Annotated in this window: 7 protein-coding genes; 5 read left to right on the forward strand and 2 right to left on the reverse strand. The window is 45.9% G+C overall.

Features of this window, described 5'->3' with window-relative positions:
* Positions 1–24 precede the first annotated feature (24 nt).
* Positions 25–10,884, reverse strand: coding sequence for a VCBS domain-containing protein (locus ACED59_RS19690; protein WP_371731376.1), 10,860 nt, complete (start codon positions 10,882–10,884; stop codon positions 25–27).
* Between the two features lie 233 nt (positions 10,885–11,117).
* Between ACED59_RS19690 and ACED59_RS19695 the strand changes: the two genes are divergently transcribed.
* The 5 genes from ACED59_RS19695 (at position 11,118) to ACED59_RS19715 (ending at position 18,683) form a co-directional block, all read left to right on the forward strand.
* A complete protein-coding gene (locus ACED59_RS19695; protein ID WP_017099026.1) occupies positions 11,118–11,582 on the forward strand; it encodes a hypothetical protein in 465 nt (154 codons plus the stop codon).
* Positions 11,583–11,681: 99 nt separating this feature from the next.
* Complete coding sequence (locus ACED59_RS19700; RefSeq protein ID WP_029224059.1) at positions 11,682–13,124, forward strand: TolC family protein; 1,443 nt, start codon at positions 11,682–11,684, stop codon at positions 13,122–13,124.
* Between the two features lie 11 nt (positions 13,125–13,135).
* Complete coding sequence (locus tag ACED59_RS19705; protein WP_017099024.1) at positions 13,136–14,875, forward strand: efflux RND transporter periplasmic adaptor subunit; 1,740 nt, start codon at positions 13,136–13,138, stop codon at positions 14,873–14,875.
* Positions 14,872–18,015: an efflux RND transporter permease subunit gene (locus tag ACED59_RS19710; RefSeq protein ID WP_017099023.1), complete on the forward strand. Its 3,144-nt coding sequence runs from the start codon at positions 14,872–14,874 to the stop codon at positions 18,013–18,015. The genes ACED59_RS19705 and ACED59_RS19710 overlap by 4 nt, the downstream gene beginning before the upstream one ends.
* Positions 18,016–18,122: 107 nt before the next feature.
* Positions 18,123–18,683 carry a cupredoxin family protein gene (locus tag ACED59_RS19715; RefSeq protein WP_017099022.1) on the forward strand — a complete coding sequence of 187 codons (561 nt, stop codon included), beginning with the start codon at positions 18,123–18,125 and terminating at the stop codon, positions 18,681–18,683.
* A 108-nt stretch (positions 18,684–18,791) separates the two neighbouring features.
* Here the strand turns inward: ACED59_RS19715 and ACED59_RS19720 are convergent, their stop codons facing one another.
* On the reverse strand, positions 18,792–19,049 hold the full coding sequence (locus ACED59_RS19720) for a hypothetical protein (RefSeq protein WP_016788617.1): 258 nt from the start codon (positions 19,047–19,049) through the stop codon (positions 18,792–18,794).
* Between the last annotated feature and the right edge of the window lie 370 nt (positions 19,050–19,419).

Genomic DNA, 19,419 nt, shown 5'->3' on the forward strand with positions numbered 1-19,419 from the left:
TTTTAGTGATTGGCATTTTATGCGTTAACTATTTGGATCAATGTCCGGTAACCCATCGATATCGTTGTGGTGATGGTGCTCATCATCTTGGTTATGGTTGATGTTCGCATCATGGTGTTCCAACGCGTCTGACATATCCAAGTGCGCTTGGTCATGTGTTGTTGCATCTTGTTGGTCGACTTGTGCAAGTACGATATCCATATCCGCAGGTTGATCGTGAACCGTTGTCGATGTCGCATCGGGTTTGATGCCCAATGCATCCAGATAAGCTGCTGCACCATGGTGGCTGGTTTTCTGTTCGGGTTCTTGATGGGTCTGCTGGGTTAAATCCAGATTACTATCATCGCTTAGTGTGACCGTAAAGTCGGCTTGCGAAGCCATGTCTGGCTCGTCATGTTGAACAGGAGGCGGTGGTGGTGGAGCAGGGTGTGATGTATGGACGACAGGAGTGATTGTCATATCAACCACTTCAGTTCCAACTGTCAGCTTTCCACTATTTCCTGGCCCATGACTGAGTATCTGGATATTCACATGGGCGACAACTTCATCTTGATTTGTCCCTTGCAATGCCACTTCAAATTTATCTTCATGTTGACCTATACCAGAAGCGCTGCCATGAGGGCCCGTGTGAACTTGGGCTTGCTCTTGATAATGTAAATGACCGGTCTGAGGATCAATAGTTAATGTCCCGTATTGGCCATGATGACTAGTGACGTACTGTCCATTAGGTAAATGGATTCGCCAACCGCTTTGTGCTGTTGGTACCGGAGTTAAAGATGGTAACAGTGGTGGTACCCCAAGTGTGCCAGACACTTGGTGGCTTCCCGATGGTGGTCTGACAATGATAGGTTCAGGAATAGCGCTTGCAGCGAAACCTTGGCTACCTGCGGTATTACCGTGTTCGTCAGTCATTGTTGCTTGTACATTAGAACCGGGATGAACTTCAATTTGTATTCCATGCTGCAGAGTATGAGCATCTAATACATGATCTTGTCCGTTAACGACAAGATGCTCTCCGATTTTGGCATCACCAGGAGGCGTAACGGTTGCTGTGATCGTGTTTGCTTGTCCTCGGGCGATTTCAGCTTTGCTGTATAAGTTGTCTGCCCCTGCGTTTTCAAAGGTAATCGTAGGAACGCTAACCTGTGTATCAACTTGGTAAGTAACATCTGCAGTGGCATGAGCGCTATTACCTGCGGTATCTGTTACCGCTACTGATGCCTCTATTTTTTGGTCAGCATCGGCAATGAGTTCACTGCCAGGTACGGCAATTGAATAGTGTCCTTTTGCATCGACCACGCCAGTATGCTGTGTCCCATTTACATCTAAAGTCACAATGTCGCCTGCATTATAATCGCCAGAAACGGATCCGGTGATGTCAATGGAGCTGTTGGATTCTTGAGCATTAATCACATTGTCGGCGGTAATTGGGTCTGTTTGAATACCGACGTGTACTTGTGTATCTATATGGACGGAAAGAAGCGAAGATGTAGCCGGTAGCACTGATGAAGGAGCCAATGCTTTGGCGGATAGATTATGATCGCCATTCGGTAAGCTGCTTACTACAACGTTATATTGGCCAGAAGCATCTGATACCGCGTGTCCAACGGGTGTTGAACCATCGTAAATAGTGACTTTCGAGAATGGAATATCAGTGTGTCCGGTAATCGTTGGCGTAGTGTCGTTGGTAAGATTGTCAGTGTTCGACGAACCCGAGTCACTCGTTGATGCCAAATCCAATGTCACCGAGTTGGTTGGCGCTACGTTGGTGACCATTTGCACGGTTGGTAGTGTCGTTGTAACCGTAGGTTGTTGAGGTACTGTGGTTGATATGACTAGGCCACCCGTTGGTGACATGGTGACATGTCCCGAGGCATCAAAGGTGATGAATTTCGAATCTTCAGTATGGCCGTCACTGACTTTTACTTCGAATACATCGACACCATGATAGGAGTTGGTGGCAGAGTTATAACTCATCCCTGTGATAGACGTATTTGGTGTGTAGACGTAGTCACCAGTATTTGGATCGACCGACAATGAACCGAATTGCCCTGTTGAGCTGACGACAGAGAACATATGAGTGTCATTAACGTCTACATCTGTCTCTGTTAATGTACCTGCTGTTGATGATGTTTGGTTAACGCCGAGAATCGGTGCGTCATTGGTTCCGGTAATAGTGACCACGATGTCATGGTGCGTACCATCTGCAGATTGAACCGTAATGGTTTCAGTGTCTGTCTGACCTTCGCCAAGCTGTTGAACGATTGGGTGTTTGTTGTAAAGGTCGTAAGTCCAGTGACCATTACTATCAATGTGTGCATGCCCATAACCTTTACTTCCTACTATCCCAGCACCACCTTGAACGGCAATAAAGCCTGTAGTTCCATCTGGATCGCTAGATGTCAACGTACCTGACGCTTGAAGTGTCATGTCTTCTTGACCTACCCCTGTGGAATCGCCTCCGAATGTTGCTGGGTCGGCGGCATTAGCAATGTTAATGAATATTGACCCTTCTTTTGAATCAGCTTGGCCATCGTTTGCGGTAAATTGCACCGCACCCAGCCCGCTGACACCAGAACTAAAATAGTTGTGAGTTGGGGTGAAGATGAGTGATGAAACATCGGAGGCGCTGACGTCATCACCAACATTCACTGTGGTGCCATTCAGCGATAACACGCCATGGGCGACATTGGTAATCGTGATGTGGTTTAACGCATCTCCATCAATATCAGAGTATTTAAAGTCTGCGGTGGTGAACGCATGAGGCTTATCTTCTAAAGAACTAATAAAACTCGATCCAACGATAGGTGCATCATTGACTGCATTGACATCCACTACCATCGTTGCACTTGCTGAATCTTGATGGCCATCATTTGCAGTAAATGTAAATTGCGCATAGTTTGCACCATTTTCATTACTGATTGGCGTGAAGGTTAAATGACCTGCGTCTAAGTCTGCCTTACTGATTTGCTGGTTGGCGGTTACGGCATTACCGTTTAAGAGTAATAATCCATGACTCGGTATGCTGCTAATAGTCACGAACTGCAGGGCGTCACCATCTTGATCACTGTAACCAAATTCACTGGTTGTAAAGGTTCTGGTGATGTCTTCATTTGTAGAAACGGTTTGCGCTGTAACCGTTGGCGCATGTTGCAGGGGAGGGGTGACTTCAATAGAGAGAGAATTTTGAGAAGAGTCTCCTATTGGGTTACCGCCATCATCGCCGACGCGATAAACCATACTTGGCACTTTACCTGTAAAGCCAGCTTCCGGGGTGAAGGTATAATGACCATTCGCTTCGATCGCGAGTGTACCGATACCGGCCATAGTATGTGGTTGCCCCGGCCTTACCGCGACATAACCTGACACCGGGTCTTTTATTTGAATATCTTGCAACACCAGATGTGCGTTGGAATCGGTGTCTGTTGCTGCACCGCTCAATCCTTGATCCGTCCCAGAGCCAGTAAGTAGATTCCCTTCAACTGGACCACTATGTTGAACACCAGAATCACTGAGGCTGTGTAGAACAGGATCATCGGTGGTCCCATTAATCGTGACGGTTATTGAATGCTTGGTACCATCTTTTGATGTGACTTCAATGCTATCTGTGAGTGTTTGTCCATTGTCTAAGTCTTGAATCTGCGTACTCTTGTTGTCTGCTTTATAAACCCATGTCCCAGTACTAGTGATGTCGAAATGACCGTAGGTTCCATCCAGAGATATTTTCGGTTGCCCCTTAAGATCTAATGCAGCTTCGCCATGACCATCAGCGTCAGATACAATCAGGTGCCCATGACAAGAAAGGGCATCTGGAATAGTTGCTGACCCCGTGATATGCGCGTTGTGGTGAATGTTTGTATCTTCTTTTATGCTGCTGGAGTCACCGGCAAATGTGGCGACATCATTAACAGCAGCAAGAGACGTGTTTGCGCCTGTATGAGTCGTTCCACCATGAGCATCTGTCACGTCATAAGTGAAGTGCACTTGGCCGTTGTAGTCTTTGGTTGGAGTAAAGGTATAAGTACCATCTTTGTTATCGACAACAGACCCGTGATCGACTAACAGATTCTCAATGGAAAGCTTACCTGCGTCATTGGCATCCACGTCGACAGTATTGGCTAATAAATCAGCTTTGGTGAAAGTAAGAGCTGTATCTTCTGTGCCTGTGGAAAGTGTTACTTCAGAACTGATATAAGGTCTATCATTATCACCATGAATGGTAATGACTATGTCTTGCGCAGTACCATCTTTAGAATAAATGGTAATCGTATCTGTTAATTCTTGCCCATCGCCTAATTGATCGATCTTTGTGGCTACGTTTTGTTGGTTACTACCAACGGTAACCTTATAATGCCAATTACCATCGGCATTTAGTATTAATTGACCATAAGTGCCATGGTAGGAGTAGCCTACGCCTTTTGTATCAAATTGTGCTTCGCCAGTGTCTGGGTCAATAATCTCTAACTTGCCATCAGTATATAAAGGGTCATTGGTTAATTTAGCCATCCCAGGCTGTGCGTAGTTTGGTGACCGATCATGATAGGTGCCATGCCCTTCATCGACATCGCCAGTTGTAGTTCCAGTGATTACTGCTGCGTCCCCAACGGCATCAATATGAAGAGTGTTAGTAGCCTCTTGTGAGTCAACATGCCCATCGTTAACAGTATATTTAAACTGAACATCGCCATTAAAATCTTGCGCAGGAACGAACTGAAGTTTACTGATGTCAGCTGTAGGGATGTGTTGCCCCGCTGTAACATCGTGTCCATCAAGCACAAACTTACCTTGTGTTGCTGATGGTAGATCTGTGACTGCTATGGAATGTAACGTATCGCCTGTGTCGATATCACTGAATCCAAACTGACTGGCTTGCATTTGGTAATGTGTGTCTTCAGTGCCGTTACTCAGCGCAACTTGGGTAACGGTTGGCGTATCATTGGTGCCTACAACGTCTATGTGCAACTCGTATGCCGTTCCATCATAACTATGAACACGGTAGATAACGGTTTCAGTTTGCCCTTGAGCAAGGTGTTGCAAATTGGCATTATTAACGCTGTACCCCCAATTGCCCATGCTATCAATACGTAACATGCCACCAAACGGATCGTGAACTGCTGATTCACCAAACTGACTGTATTGGAATTTATTCTCCCCGCTATCTGGATCCACAACTTGTAGTCTTCCATTCGCGAGCTCAGTTGTAACCCCTGCATTGTGGCCGCTGTGTGAACCATCTTCAGTGACGTGGTCAGTTGTCACTTCTGAAATGATGGCGCCGTCTGGGGTAGCGGTGAGTGTGGTAGACGCCCCTGTATGAGTCGTTCCACCATGAGCATCTGTCACGTCATAAGTGAAGTGCACTTGGCCGTTGTAGTCTTTGGTTGGAGTAAAAGTGTATGTGCCGTCTTGATTATCTAGAATAGAACCATGATCAGCGTGAAGATTCGCAACGGTGAGTTTGCCTAGGTCGTTGCTATCCACGTCTATAGTGTTTGCTAAGAGTTCGGTGGCCGTGATGGTTTGCGCGAGGTCTTCTTTACCGCTGTTGAGCTGCACTTCTGAAGAGCAGTATGGACGGTCGTTGTCGCCATGAATGGTGATAACAATATCATGAGTAGTACCGTCTTTACTTTGTATCGTTATCGTATCAGTGAGTGTCTCATTTGCACCAAGTTGATCAATCGTCGATCCTACCTTTGTTGTTAATCCACCATTTACATCAGCAGTGCCGGTTGCAACACCATAAAACCATTTACCATCTGTATTAAGAATCAAATGGCCATATTTTCCATGATAGGTATAACCAATACCCTTAGAATCAAAACTATTCTCGCCGGTATCTGGATCGATGATTGTTAGTTGCCCCTCAACATGAATCATACTATTAGTTAAATGTGCCATACCGGGCTGGGCAAAGTCTGGCGACATATCAGGGTTTCTGTTTTCATAAACATCGCCAGTATCCACACCTGATATAGCGGCTTTATCTCCAACCGCATCAATATGCAGGGTATTGGTAGCTTCTAACGAATCTTCATGTCCATCATTTACTGTAAATTTAAACTGAACATCGCCATTAAAATCTTGCGCAGGAACGAACTGAAGTTTACTGATGTCAGCTGTAGAGATGTGTTGCCCCGCTGTAACATCGTTTCCATCAAGTACAAACTTACCTTGTGTTGCTGATGGTAGATCTGTGATTGCGATGGAATGTAACGTATCGCCTGTGTCGATATCACTGAATCCAAACTGACTGGCTTGCATTTGGTAATGCGTATCTTCAGTGCCATGTGCAAGTGTCGTCGCAGTAATGCTCGGTTGATCGTTGGTGCCTGTCACCGTTATTGTTATATCGTGGGCAGTGTGGTCTGCAGAGTAAACACGATATACAACTTTTTCTACTTCACCTTCAGCTAATGATTGCAAGCGACTATTGGCTACTTCATATCCCCAAGCGCCACTTGGTGTAATGCGTAAAAAACCACCAAAGGGATCGTGAATCGCCTGTTCTCCTAATAACAGATTGACCTGAAAATGGTCTTGCCCTGCATCAGGATCTGTCACACTCAGCAAACCCGATGCAACGACAGGCTGTAATGAACTGTGACCCACATTATGATCTTCAATAATCGTTCCGGTATCACTACCGCTTATAACCGCTTTATCAGCAACAGCACTTAAACTGCTGGTAGCTCCAGTATGAGTGACACCGCCATGTGCATCTTTGACATCATAGGTGAAATGAACTTTACCGTTATAGTCTTTTTCTGGTGTGAAAGTGTATGTACCATTTTGGTTATCTAAAATCGAGCCGTGATCTGGATGAAGGTTTGCTACTGTAAGCAGTCCAGAGTCATTTTTATCGACATCTATTGAATTTTGTAACAGTTGTGCAGCTGTAATGGTTTGTCTCGTATCTTCAGTACCTGCGTTGAGTTGTACTTCTGAAGAGCAATAAGGCCTGTCGTTACTACCATTGATAGTGATGACTATATTATGTGGTGTTCCATCTTTTGTGTGAACGGTGATAGTGTCTGTGAGTGTTTCACCCTCACCTAACTTATCGATAGCGGAGCCTCTGGTCGTGGGCCTTCCACCAATGTGAGTGAGACTTCCAGCATCGGCATAGTAATTCCAATCGCCATTTGGATTTAAAATTAAGTCACCATATGTACCGTGATAGTTATACCCCACATTATTATCAGCAAAGCCAGACTGACCAGAGTCAGGATCAATCACAGATAAATGTCCATTAGCGTTTAGTGTACTAACTCGAAGTGTCGCCATACCCGATTGAGCATGATCTGGTGACATATTATCTCCAGCCGCTTTCTCAGTGACACTTGCAGTATCTACTCCACCTACCACAGCAGCATCATTAGTTCCATTCACTGTAATGGTTATTTGATGCGGCGTGCCATCGACTGAATGAACGGTAATGGTATCAGTAGCGGTTGCGCCATTACCTAACGCTTGAACTGCTGGGTTAGTGTTATCTAAGTCGTACGTCCAAGCGCCATTATCCGTTAGATGTAATGTACCTAAGGTGCCTTGGATATCAGTATTCGCAAAGTGTGCTTCACCGCTATCGGTATCAGTAATGGTTAATGTGCCAGTAGTTTGTAGTTGTGTCTCTTCTGTTACTGCGCCAGCACTTGTACCGCCAATTACAGCCGTATCATTGGTGCCATTTACTGTGATAGTCACTTGATGTGGCGTGCCATCAGCAGAATGAACAGTGATGGTATCGGTAGCGGTTGCTCCTTTGCCTAGCGCTTGAACGTTAGGGTTTGTATTGTCAAGAGCGTACGTCCAAGAACCAGAATCTGTCAGGTGCAGCGTCCCCATGTTGCCTACGATATCTGTGTTGGAGAAGTGTGCTTCGCCGGTATCTACGTCAGTGACAGTCAACGTACCAGAGGTTTGAAGTTGAGATTCTTCAGTCACTGCACCAGAGTTTGTACCGCCAAAGATGGCCTTGTCGTTAGTGCCATTAACCGTAATAGTAATTTGATGTGGTGTGCCGTCAGCAGAATGAACAGTAATGGTATCGGTAGCGGTTGTTCCTTTACCTAACGCTTGAACGGTTGGGTTGGTGTTATCTAAGTCGTAAGTCCATGTCCCCGAATTAGTGAGGTGTAAGGTGCCTAAAGTCCCAGCAATATCGGTATTGGAGAAGTGTGCTTGACCGGCATCAACATCAGTCACAGTCAGTGAGCCAGAGGTTTGAAGTTGAGATTCTTCGGTGACCGCGCCGGCACTTGTTCCGCTTATCACGGCTTTGTCATTGGTACCATTAATAGTGATTTTGATGGTCGAAGGTGTGCCATCAACAGACGATACAGTAAAGGTTTCTTCGACTTTGTCGCCAACGTTTAGTTGATTAAACGCGCTGTTGGCAGTGAATACCCAGTGGCCTGTGGCATCAATGGTGAGGTCGCCATTGGTGCCAGCAATGGAATCCGGAGTAAACGTGTTGTCTGGGTTGTCCACATCGGTGCTGGTTAGGGTTCCTGAGGTAGTTACTGCTTTGTCAGTCTCATCGATGGCAACGGTCGCGCTACTGACAGTTGCGGTGTCGTTAGTACCGTTAATTGTCACCTTGATAGTGGACGGTGTGCCATCAACAGACGACACCGTGAAGGTTTCTTCGACCTTATCGCCGACGTTTAATTGGTTAAACGCACCGTTCGCGGTGAACGCCCAATGACCATTAGCATCGATAGTCAGGTCACCGTTGGTGCCTGAAATAGAATCCGGCGTAAACGCATTGTCTGGGTTATCCACGTCAGTACTGGTTAGTGTGCCTGAGGTGGTTACCGCTTTGTCGGTTTCATAGATGGCAACGGTCGCACTGCTGACAGTAGCTGCGTCATTAGTGCCATTTACTGTGATAGTCACTTGATGCGGCGTGCCATCAGCAGAATGAACGGTGATGGTATCAGTAGCTGTCGAGCCCTTACCTAATGCTTGAACGGTCGGGTTAGTGTTATCAAGATCGTACGTCCAAGAACCAGTATCGGTCAGATGAAGCGTACCAAACGAGCCTGCAATATCGGTATTTCCTGTGGATGAAGTAGCGAAGTGCGCTTCACCGGTATCCACATCCGTAACAGTCAGTATGCCCGAGGTCTGAAGTTGGGACTCTTCGGTTACCGCGCCGGCACTGGTTCCACTTATCACGGCTTTATCATTGGTGCCGTTAACGGTAATTGCAATTTGATGAGGAGTGCCGTCGGCGGAGTGGATGGTTATGATGTCTGTTGTTGTAGAGCCTTGACCAAGAGCCTGAACTTGTGAATTTTTATTATCTAGATCGTAGGTCCAATCGCCATTGTCTTTAAGGTGTAAAGTACCCAGTGTCCCCTTGAGGTCGGAATTAGAAAAATGCGCCTCTTTTGAGTCGATATCGGTGATGTTGAGTTGGCCTGAAACCGTTAGATCTTTATCTTCAGTAACTTGGCTTGAGCCATTACTTGTCCCGATAGCGAAAAACGAACTTGGTGAATTTGCTGTACTACTCGTGATTACTGCATGGTCGTTGGTGCCATTGATCGTAACCATAACTTGATGCGCTGTACCATCAGCTGAGTGAACAGTGACGATGTCTGTCGCAGTTGAACCTTGGCCAAGTCTTTGAACTACTGGGTTATTGTTGTCTAAATTGTATGTCCACGCACCGTCTTTGGTGATGCTTAGCGTACCGAAATTGCTAGTTACTTGTGATGCCTGAAAATGATCTTCTCCAAGATCTGAATCTGTTACCGAAAGCTGCCCTTGAACTTGTGTCGTTAAATCTTCAGTTAACGTGCCTGCATCCACACCTGTGATAACGGCGTTGTCGTCGTTCCCGCCGATCGTCATATCAATGGTTTGTGGAGTGCCATCTTTGGTGTGAATAGTGAAGCTTTCGTGCAATGAAGTGGCTGCGGTTAAAGCTTGAACATTAGAGAGCGAGTTATCAACTTGATACTGCCAATGTCCATCAGCATCGATAGTTAATGAACCATATTTACCTGAGATAACTTCCGGTGTAACCGAACTTTCATTTTGGTCAGGGTCTATGACATCGATTTTGCCGTTGGCATGTAACAAGCCTTGTGAATCAATATTGTGATCTTCTGTTACCACACCTGTTAAGTCTCCAGAAATACTTGGCGTGTCTTGCTTACCTGTTACTGGTATCTGGACAATGATGCTCGAGCCATTAGATAGATGTAACGCAAAATGGTCAGTACCTGGTTGGTGCTGATTTAACAGGATGTATTGAGGAGAATTTGGATTCAATACGAATGTGTATTGACCATTTGCATCAACATGAAGCTCTCCGTACGTACCTTTTATGACTTCTGGCATAAAGGTGACGGGTAAAGCGGGCGTCGTAGGCGCATTCGAATGAGTCGGCTGACCGTTACTTCCTGAGGAGATAGTCGGCATCGATACCGAAGGAATGTAATGGACTTGCGGGTGAGAAAGCGTCGATAAATGATGAGAAGGAACCAAGTGAGAGCTCGAACCATGGGCGGCATGACTTGCACTTAAGGTTGAGTTTACGTCGTTGTCACTCGTCTGAGCTTCTTGGAGAGCAACCGCTGATGAATCCGCCTTGTTATGGTCATCGGTGACATTTTTTTCGGTCACGTTATTTGCGGTTACTTGATCTGCTGCGTCGCTGGAATTGTCTATACTTTCTGCAGCAGCGTGTTTAGCCAATGATGGCAAAATCATCATGAGTGACTGAAAAAGTGGGATATTCACTTTTAGATGTGAATGCAGTCTGCGCTTCTTTTTTTGTGTTGGTTTCTTTTGTTCTAGCTTGTTACTTTTCTTATTTTTGATTTCTGTATTTTTCTTGTTTGCTTCGACGTTTTTTTTGTTAGCCATTTTTATCATCCGTGAATCGTGGTTGCACTATCTTAAGTAAAATACACAGATAGAGGTTTCGCTAGCTAATTGGATAATTTTTAAAGAAAAAACTGCAAAGTCGAAGAATTATCTCATTTTGATGAAAGAGAGGATGAATACTTTTTCAACGGTCAGGTAAATATCGGCACAATGGCATTGACCTTACCCTAAGGGGAACGTTTATAGTTGCGATGTAAATTCAAAGGTAAACTATGACAAACACATTCCGAAAAACTTGGATTATTGTTTTCAGCATCATTGCGATGTTGATGTCTAGCTATGCCTCAAGCTCCTCAGCCTTGATGACTGAAGTAATGATGATGGAAATGGGGTCGAGCAAGTCGGCTTGTTACCACAGCGATACTTCGGTTAATGATTCAATGGCAGGGTGTCATGTGATGAGTGAAGAAGTACACGCTGAAGACTCTAACATGAGTGCCCATGCTTTGATGGCTCAATTCGATATGTCTTCAATGAGCGAAGACGGCATTCCGATGATGGGTAACCATTGTTCGAGTGCCGATTGCTGTGCCTCAATGTGTTCTGCAAGTCCCTATCCAATCCAGGCTGTTCAAGCCGTTGATCAACTTTCCTTTTCATTAGCTCGTTTTCAATCGGTCACGATTGGCCAGAAAGTCGCACGTGCACAATCTTTGCTACGCCCACCTTCCGCATAAACCTATATCTAAAAATACAGCTCTATCAGTTAGATAAATCTGATAAGCCATTCTTTTTTATGCGCTAATTAGCGCTAGATATGGACATTCATTGTGAATATGAAACCAACAACCTCTGTGTTTGTCATGAACACGAGCTTAGTGGTTGCTGCTGCCTTGCCTATGGCCTTGTTTTCAAGTGCTACGCTCGCGGCTACCACGGCGTCAGCTTCAAATGCTCAACACATCTCAGCACATGACCAAGCAAGCTCGACGCAGCAACTCAATACACTGATTGAGATTGCTTTAAGCGAAGATGGAAATCGCAAACAGTACTTTGCTCAGTCTCAAGCGATGCGAGAAACGGGCATTGCCAGCGCGACCTTAATGGACCCGAAATTAAAAGTTGGATTTGGCGGTTTGCCTGTCGATAGCTTTCAATTCGACGAAGACCCGATGACTAATATATCGGTAGGGCTGATGCAGCAGTTTGAGCGTGGCGATACGCTTAACCTCCAACAGAAAAAGGCAGGCCAACAGGCAGATGCTTTAGCTTTGCAGGTGCAAGCAAGAGAATTGACGGTTGCGAATAGCATGACGCAGCTTTGGCTTGAGTTAGGTTATCAGCAAAAGGCTGAGTCGGTGATTCGTCAAAATCGTCGTTTGTTGGTTGAGCTTGAAAACTATGTACAAACCAATTACTCGATTGGTAAAAGTGAAGCGCAAGATCTGCTTAACGCTCAGCTTCAAGTGAGCAAGCTTGATGAGAAACTTCAGGCAAACCAGCAGGTTCAGCGTCGTCTAATCTCTCAGCTTTCTGAATGGTTGGGTTCTGATTGGCTAGGCTCTCAGGTTCTTGATTCTCAGGGCACACTGAATGCAACTAACCAAATCGATTGGTCGTTGTTGGAAAGTAAATTAGCGACCAATATTGATTCAACCAAGCACTACCAGCTACTGACTGACCATCCTTTGGTTAAGATCTCCGATGTCAGTATTTCCTCCAATCAAACTCAGGTTGAGTTAGCCGAGCAAGCTTATACCCCGCAGTTTGGGGTGGAAGTGATGTATGCACACCGTCAAGCCAATAACATGGCGGGTGAACCAACTTCTGATCTGGTAAGTGCTTATCTGACTGTCGACATCCCGCTGTTTACAGGGAACCGACAAGATAAAAACTTATCGGCTGCTCAGTATCAAGTTGGTGCGGCCAAATCTCAAAAAGACACCTTACTTTCCCAAATGAACGCGCAAGTGAACGCATTGCTGGTGGACAGATCAAATCTGATCCAGCGATTAGATCGCTATCAAACGTCCTTGCTTCCTCAAACCGCAGCCCGAATCAGCGCGGTTGAGAGGGGCTATCAAAACAATACCGCCCAGTTTAACGATGTCATTTTAGCAACGACCGATGAGCTGGCGCTTAAGTTAGAGCAACAACGTTTGATCACCGATCTCAACATCGTTAACAGCAAACTGGCGGCGTTAGTCAGTGGCTTTGAATACCAAGTAAACCAACCACAACTCAATTCAAGCGCGACTAAACACACAGCCAATCAATAAGGGAATAGACAATGAGTACAGTAAAAGTAGCAACAATCGCTTTATTGGTCGGTGGTGCATTGGGTTTTGGTGTGAACCATTTTCTAATTAATCCAGCACATGACATGTCAGCAATGGCAACGAGTACAGGCGCAGATGTAAGTAAACAGGCCAAGGATGAACCTCTGTATTGGGTGGCTCCGATGGATCCAAATTATCAGCGAGACAAGCCGGGTCAGTCACCTATGGGGATGGATTTAATCCCTGTTTACGCGGATGACTCAAGTGGTGTTAAAGATGAGCCCGGTACCGTGTTCATTGATTCGTCGGTAGAAAATAATCTGGGTGTCAAAACAGCGAAAGTTAAGTTCGAAGCGCTGTCTCCTCGGATTGAAACCGTGGGTTATGTGGCGTTCGATGAAAGTACATTGTGGCAAACCAACGTAAGAGCAGCTGGTTGGGTTGAGAAGCTCTACATCAACTCAGTGGGTGAGAAGGTAAACAAAGGTGATGTGCTTTTCACACTCTATTCTCCAGAGCTTGTTAAAGCACAAGAAGAGTTGATCAGTGCTTATAAAACGGGTCGTAAAGGTTTGATCAAGGGCTCGACTGAACGCCTAATTACCTTGGGTGTTGATAAGACTCAAATCCGCGCTATTACGCGCAAAGGCAAAGCCTCGCAAACCATTGAAGTCAAAGCGCCAGCCGATGGTGTCATCGCAAGCCTGAATATCCGAGAAGGTGGTTATCTTTCACCTGCACAAGCGGTGATCAGTGCTGGCCCATTAGGCGAAGTATGGGTTGATGCAGAGGTGTTTGAGCGCCAAGCGCATTGGATCTCGTCAGGCAGCAATGCGGTGATGACGCTAGATGCCATTCCCGGCAAAGAGTGGTTGGGTAATGTCGATTACGTGTACCCAATCCTTGACCCAAAAACTCGAACCTTGCGCGTTCGTTTGAAGTTCTCCAATCCCCATGGCGAGCTTAAGCCAAATATGTTTGCCAATATTGCGCTGAAACCCATTAGTGATGAAGCGGTTCTTACTATCCCAAGATCTTCGGTGATTCACTCCGGTGGTATGACTCGAGTGGTGATGTCAGAAGGTTCTGGCAAGTATCGCTCTGCTCGTATTGAGGTTGGTCGTGAAGCTGGCGAAAAAATAGAGGTGCTTCAAGGGCTAGAGCAAGGTGAGAACATTGTCACTTCTGCGCACTTCATGTTGGATTCTGAAGCGAGCCAATCTGCTGATCTGTCACGCATCAATGGTGTTGAGGAAGAAGCTGAAACCGTGTGGGCAAACGGTGAAATTTCCGACGTTATGCAAGGCAGCCGTATGGTGACGATTAACCATCAGCCTGTTCCTGAATGGGATTGGCCGGGTATGGTGATGAATTTCACCTTTGCGGAAGGCTTAGACATGAGTGACGTGAAACGTGGTAAGGCGATTGATTTTGAGATGAGAAAGACAGAGTCAGGGCAGTACGAGGTTGTTGATTACAAGGTCAACAAACACAAGATCGCCGGCGAAGTTTGGGTAACGGGTGACATCACCATGTTGATGGCAGATTTTGGCATGATCACTGTAAAACATCAGCCAGTCCCTGAGTGGAATTGGAAAGCGGGTGAAATGAATTTCCAAGCCAGTGATGACCTTGATTTATCTGAGTTTGCCGAGGGTCAAACCATTCGGTTTCTAGTGGCGAAGCAAGGTTCTGATTATGTGCTCAAATCTCTCGAACCGACGAATAGCACGGGTGAGGGCGAACTATGATCAATGCAATTATTCGCTGGTCTATTAGCAACCGTTTCTTAGTGCTGGTTGCCACTGTCGCCATCGTATTTGGCGGTTTATACAGCGTTAAAAATACACCTGTCGATGCCATTCCTGATTTGTCAGATGTTCAGGTAATCATCAAAACCAGTTATCCGGGTCAAGCCCCACAGGTGGTCGAGGATCAGGTGACCTATCCATTGACCACCGCCATGTTAGCTGTACCGGGTGCTGAAACAGTTCGTGGCTACTCGTTCTTTGGTGATTCCTATGTCTATATCATCTTCAATGACGATACCGATATGTACTGGGCGCGTTCACGAGTGTTGGAGTACTTAAGCCAAGTTGCACCTAACTTGCCATCGAGTGCCAAGCCAACACTAGGACCCGATGCAACCGGTGTGGGCTGGGTTTACAGCTACGTGTTGCAAGATAAAACAGGTCAGCACGACTTAGCGGAACTTCGTAGTTTGCAAGATTGGTTCTTGAAGTATGAATTGCAAACTGTAGAAGGCGTGTCTGAAGTGGCGACCGTTGGTGGCATGGTGAAGCAGTATCAAGTACAGATTGATCCGGCCAAGTTACGTGCATATGACCTGACGCTTCAGCAAGTCAACAAGGCAATCCAAGATGGTAATCAAGAAACAGGAGCGTCTGTTGTTGAGATTGCGGAAGCCGAACATATGGTTCGTACCACCGGTTACCTGACAAGCATCGAAGATATTCAATCTCTGCCGCTAAAAGTGACCGACAAAGGTACTCCGCTGCTATTAGGTGACATTGCTGACATTAACCTTGGCCCGCAAATGCGTCGTGGTATCTCTGAACTTAATGGTGAAGGAGAAGCGGTTGGCGGCGTTATCGTGATGCGCTTTGGTGAAAATGCCAGTGAAGTGATCGACTCAGTCAAATCCAAGCTCGCTGAACTGCAAGCTGGCTTACCTGACGGTGTCGAGATTGTCGCGACTTATGACCGTTCGACTTTGATTGATTCAGCCGTTGAAAACCTTTGGAAGAAGCTGGCTGAAGAGTTCATCGTGGTCGCCGTCGTGTGTGCGCTGTTCTTGTTCCATATCCGCTCGTCGTTGGTTATCGCATTAAGTTTACCTGTTGGTATCTTAGGCGCATTCATCGTTATGCATTGGCAGGGTATTAACGCCAACATCATGTCTCTTGGCGGAATAGCGATTGCGATTGGCGCCATGGTGGATGGTGCCATAGTGATGATCGAGAACGTTCATAAACACATTGAACGGACTCCGCTCACTGATAAAAACCGTTGGCAAGTGATTGGTAAGGCAGCAGAAGAAGTTGGCGCACCGCTTTTCTTCTCTCTGATTATCATTACCTTGAGCTTTGTGCCTGTGTTCGCGCTAGAAGGGCAAGAAGGCAAGATGTTCTCGCCACTTGCGTTTACCAAGACGTATGCGATGGCGGCAGCGGCGGGTTTGGCTATCACGCTTGTGCCTGTGCTAATGGGTTACTTCATTCGCGGCAACGTGCTACCTGAACACAAAAACCCAGTAAACCGCAGCCTAGTGGCGATGTATAAACCGCTTCTGAACCTCAGCCTAAAGTATCCAAAGGTGATGATTGTTATCGCACTTGGCTTAATGGCGTCTGCTTATTACCCAACCAGTAAACTTGGTAGTGAATTCATCCCTCCTTTAGACGAAGGGGATTTGATGTACATGCCAACCACGTATCCGGGTATCTCAATAGGTAAGGCTCGTGAGTTGTTGCAACAAACCAACAAGCTCATCAAAACCATTCCAGAAGTCGAAACCACGTGGGGAAAAATTGGCCGAGCAGAGACAGCAACCGATCCTGCGCCACTGACTATGATTGAAACGGTTATTCAGCTTAAACCAAGAGATGAATGGCGTGACGGTGTCACTACTGAGTCGCTACGAAAAGAGTTTGATGCTCTGATTCAATTCCCCGGTTTGACTAACGCATGGGTTATGCCAATCAAGACTCGGATCGACATGTTAGCGACCGGTATTAAAACGCCAATCGGAATCAAAATAGCAGGGCCAGATCTGAGTGTTATAGAGGACATTGGCTCTCAGCTCGAACCTATCTTAAATGGTGTTAGCGGTACGGCTTCTGTGTATGCCGAACGTGTGGCTGGTGGTCGCTATGTCACGATAGACATCAAACGTCGTTCTGCTGCGCGATATGGCTTGAGCATTAAAGAAGTGCAACAGGTTATTTCGACTGCGGTTGGTGGCATGAACGTGGGCGAAACCGTTGAGGGGCTAGAGCGTTACCCAATCAATGTCCGTTACCCACAAAGCTATCGTGATTCTGTCGTTAAGCTGCAGAACCTGCCGTTAGTGACACCAAATGGAGCGCGAATTGCTTTGTCTGATGTCGCGGATATTCGCTATGAAGATGGGCCACCAATGATTAAGACGGAGAACGCGCGTCCTAATGGCTGGGTGTTCGTTGACATCGAAGGTCGCGACCTTGGTTCTTATGTGGCAGAGGCGCAAAAAGTCGTTACAGATCAAATCGTCTTGCCTGCTGGATATTCATTGGCATGGTCTGGTCAATACGAATACATGGAGCGCGCCAAAGAACGTTTAAGTGTCGTTGTGCCAATTACCATCGCCATCATCATGTTGTTGCTCTACCTCAGTTTCCGCCGTGTCGGTGAGGTGATGATGATCATGCTGACATTACCACTCGCGATGGTTGGTGGTTTATGGCTAATGCATATCCTCAATTACAACTTCTCCATTGCAGTGGGGGTGGGCTTCATCGCCCTTGCCGGGGTAGCTGTTGAGATAGGCGTCATTATGTTGGTCTACCTAAACCAAGCATGGCACTACAAGAAATTGGATGCGGAGCAGAACCAGCAAGCGCTTCAGGGTGAAGACTTAACGGATGCGATTCGTGAGGGCGCAGGACTACGTGTTCGCCCAGTGATGATGACAGTACTTACGGTGATTATTGGCCTCATTCCAATTATGTATGGCGAGGGAACGGGTTCTGAAGTGATGCAGCGAATTGCTGCGCCGATGATAGGCGGAATGGCGTCTGCACTGTTGCTTACCCTACTGGTTTTGCCTGCAATCTTTAAGCTCTGGAAACAGCGTGAGATTACGCATAGCCAAAACGAGACAAACAAATAACGTATTGATTATTAGCCCTTACCTACCAAAAACAGAGTGGGTAAGGGCGTACCACATGAACATGTGAAACTAACAAATAAATAACTGAATTAATCTAAGGAACGATCATGAAAAAGACACTTATTGCGATTGCAATGACGTTAACTACTGCAACGGCTTTTGCTGAAATGGACCATTCGATGATGAAGAGTGGAGAGATGGATCATTCAAAAATGGATCACAGCATGATGAAGGATGGAAAGATGGACCATTCGAAGATGATGAATATGGATGGAATGATGAATATGGAAGGCATGTCTGAAGTGGGTATGCCTGCGACAGGCGCAAAGCCGGATAAAGTGGTTCATGTTCTGTTAAGTGACGATATGAAAATCACCTTTAAGAACAAGGTTGATATTGAGCCGAACGACGTGGTGCAGTTCGTTGTTATGAACACGGGCAAGATTGATCACGAATTCTCGATTGGTTCTGCTTCAGAGCAGTTAGAGCACCGTGAAATGATGAAAAACATGGGTAATCACGCTCATGACTCGGGCAGCACAGTTACAGTTAAGCCGGGCAAAGCAAAGCAGATGCTTTGGCATTTCCACGGTGATAATCAAGTCGAATTTGCCTGCAATATTCCAGGACATGCGGAAGCGGGCATGGCGAAGTCGATAACGCTTTAGGCATTATCTAATAGAGCTAGAAATAGCTGCTAGAAAAGTACTAAAAACAGAAAGCTAAAAGATAAGTCTTAGTTCATCACGCTAGTTGAGACTTATCTTTCTTGGCCACTACTGTAATAGGATCGATGTTTCTAGTAGGTGGTGAGCTTCGCCACTGAGGTGTGGTAGCTCTGACATGATCTTCTTAAGCTTGTCGTCGATCGATTCCACTTCATTCAAAGAACGAAACGCAAGCACGGCCTGTTCTGGTTCGCTGCTCACATAACCTTTCAACGTATTAAGCTGAATTTTGTTCGCATTTTCGACTTTTGACAGTGCGACATTGATTGCTTCGATGTTTATTGTTAACTCATTGCTTTTAAACATTTTTAATTATTTTTGGTTGTTGCTAATGCGCGCACATTAACACAATGATTTTTGCAGATATTGACCAAGATTATTAAATTGGAACAATTTTGAAAATCGTTAAAAGCTAGACTGCAATATGTGATGGGAAAGGTTTAAGAAATTCGAAGCGATTTAAGGAGTTAATAGCGCTAGCGGCTCAATTAGCGGTGGTTGGTTAGACTTAACAAAATGGGTTTAAGCTATATGGATTAATGCTTATAGATTTAACGAGCGGAGAAGTTTTTTGAATAGGGTATCGCTGGAAGAAAACACGTAACGAAACATAAAGAGGAATTGGAGCGTGCAGCGGGAATCGAACCCGCATCATCAGCTTGGAAGGCTGAGGTAA

This window comes from Vibrio sp. FF266, from assembly GCF_041439695.1.
In the GTDB taxonomy this organism is placed as follows: Bacteria; Pseudomonadota; Gammaproteobacteria; order Enterobacterales; family Vibrionaceae; genus Vibrio; species Vibrio tasmaniensis_A.

Coding starts and splice junctions, on each gene's coding strand:
- ACED59_RS19690 (WP_371731376.1), bottom strand. CDS start 10,884: ATGGCTAACAAAAAAAACGTCGAAGCAAACAAGAAAAATACAGAAATC.
- ACED59_RS19695 (WP_017099026.1), top strand. CDS start 11,118: ATGACAAACACATTCCGAAAAACTTGGATTATTGTTTTCAGCATCATT.
- ACED59_RS19700 (WP_029224059.1), top strand. CDS start 11,682: ATGAAACCAACAACCTCTGTGTTTGTCATGAACACGAGCTTAGTGGTT.
- ACED59_RS19705 (WP_017099024.1), top strand. CDS start 13,136: ATGAGTACAGTAAAAGTAGCAACAATCGCTTTATTGGTCGGTGGTGCA.
- ACED59_RS19710 (WP_017099023.1), top strand. CDS start 14,872: ATGATCAATGCAATTATTCGCTGGTCTATTAGCAACCGTTTCTTAGTG.
- ACED59_RS19715 (WP_017099022.1), top strand. CDS start 18,123: ATGAAAAAGACACTTATTGCGATTGCAATGACGTTAACTACTGCAACG.
- ACED59_RS19720 (WP_016788617.1), bottom strand. CDS start 19,049: ATGTTTAAAAGCAATGAGTTAACAATAAACATCGAAGCAATCAATGTC.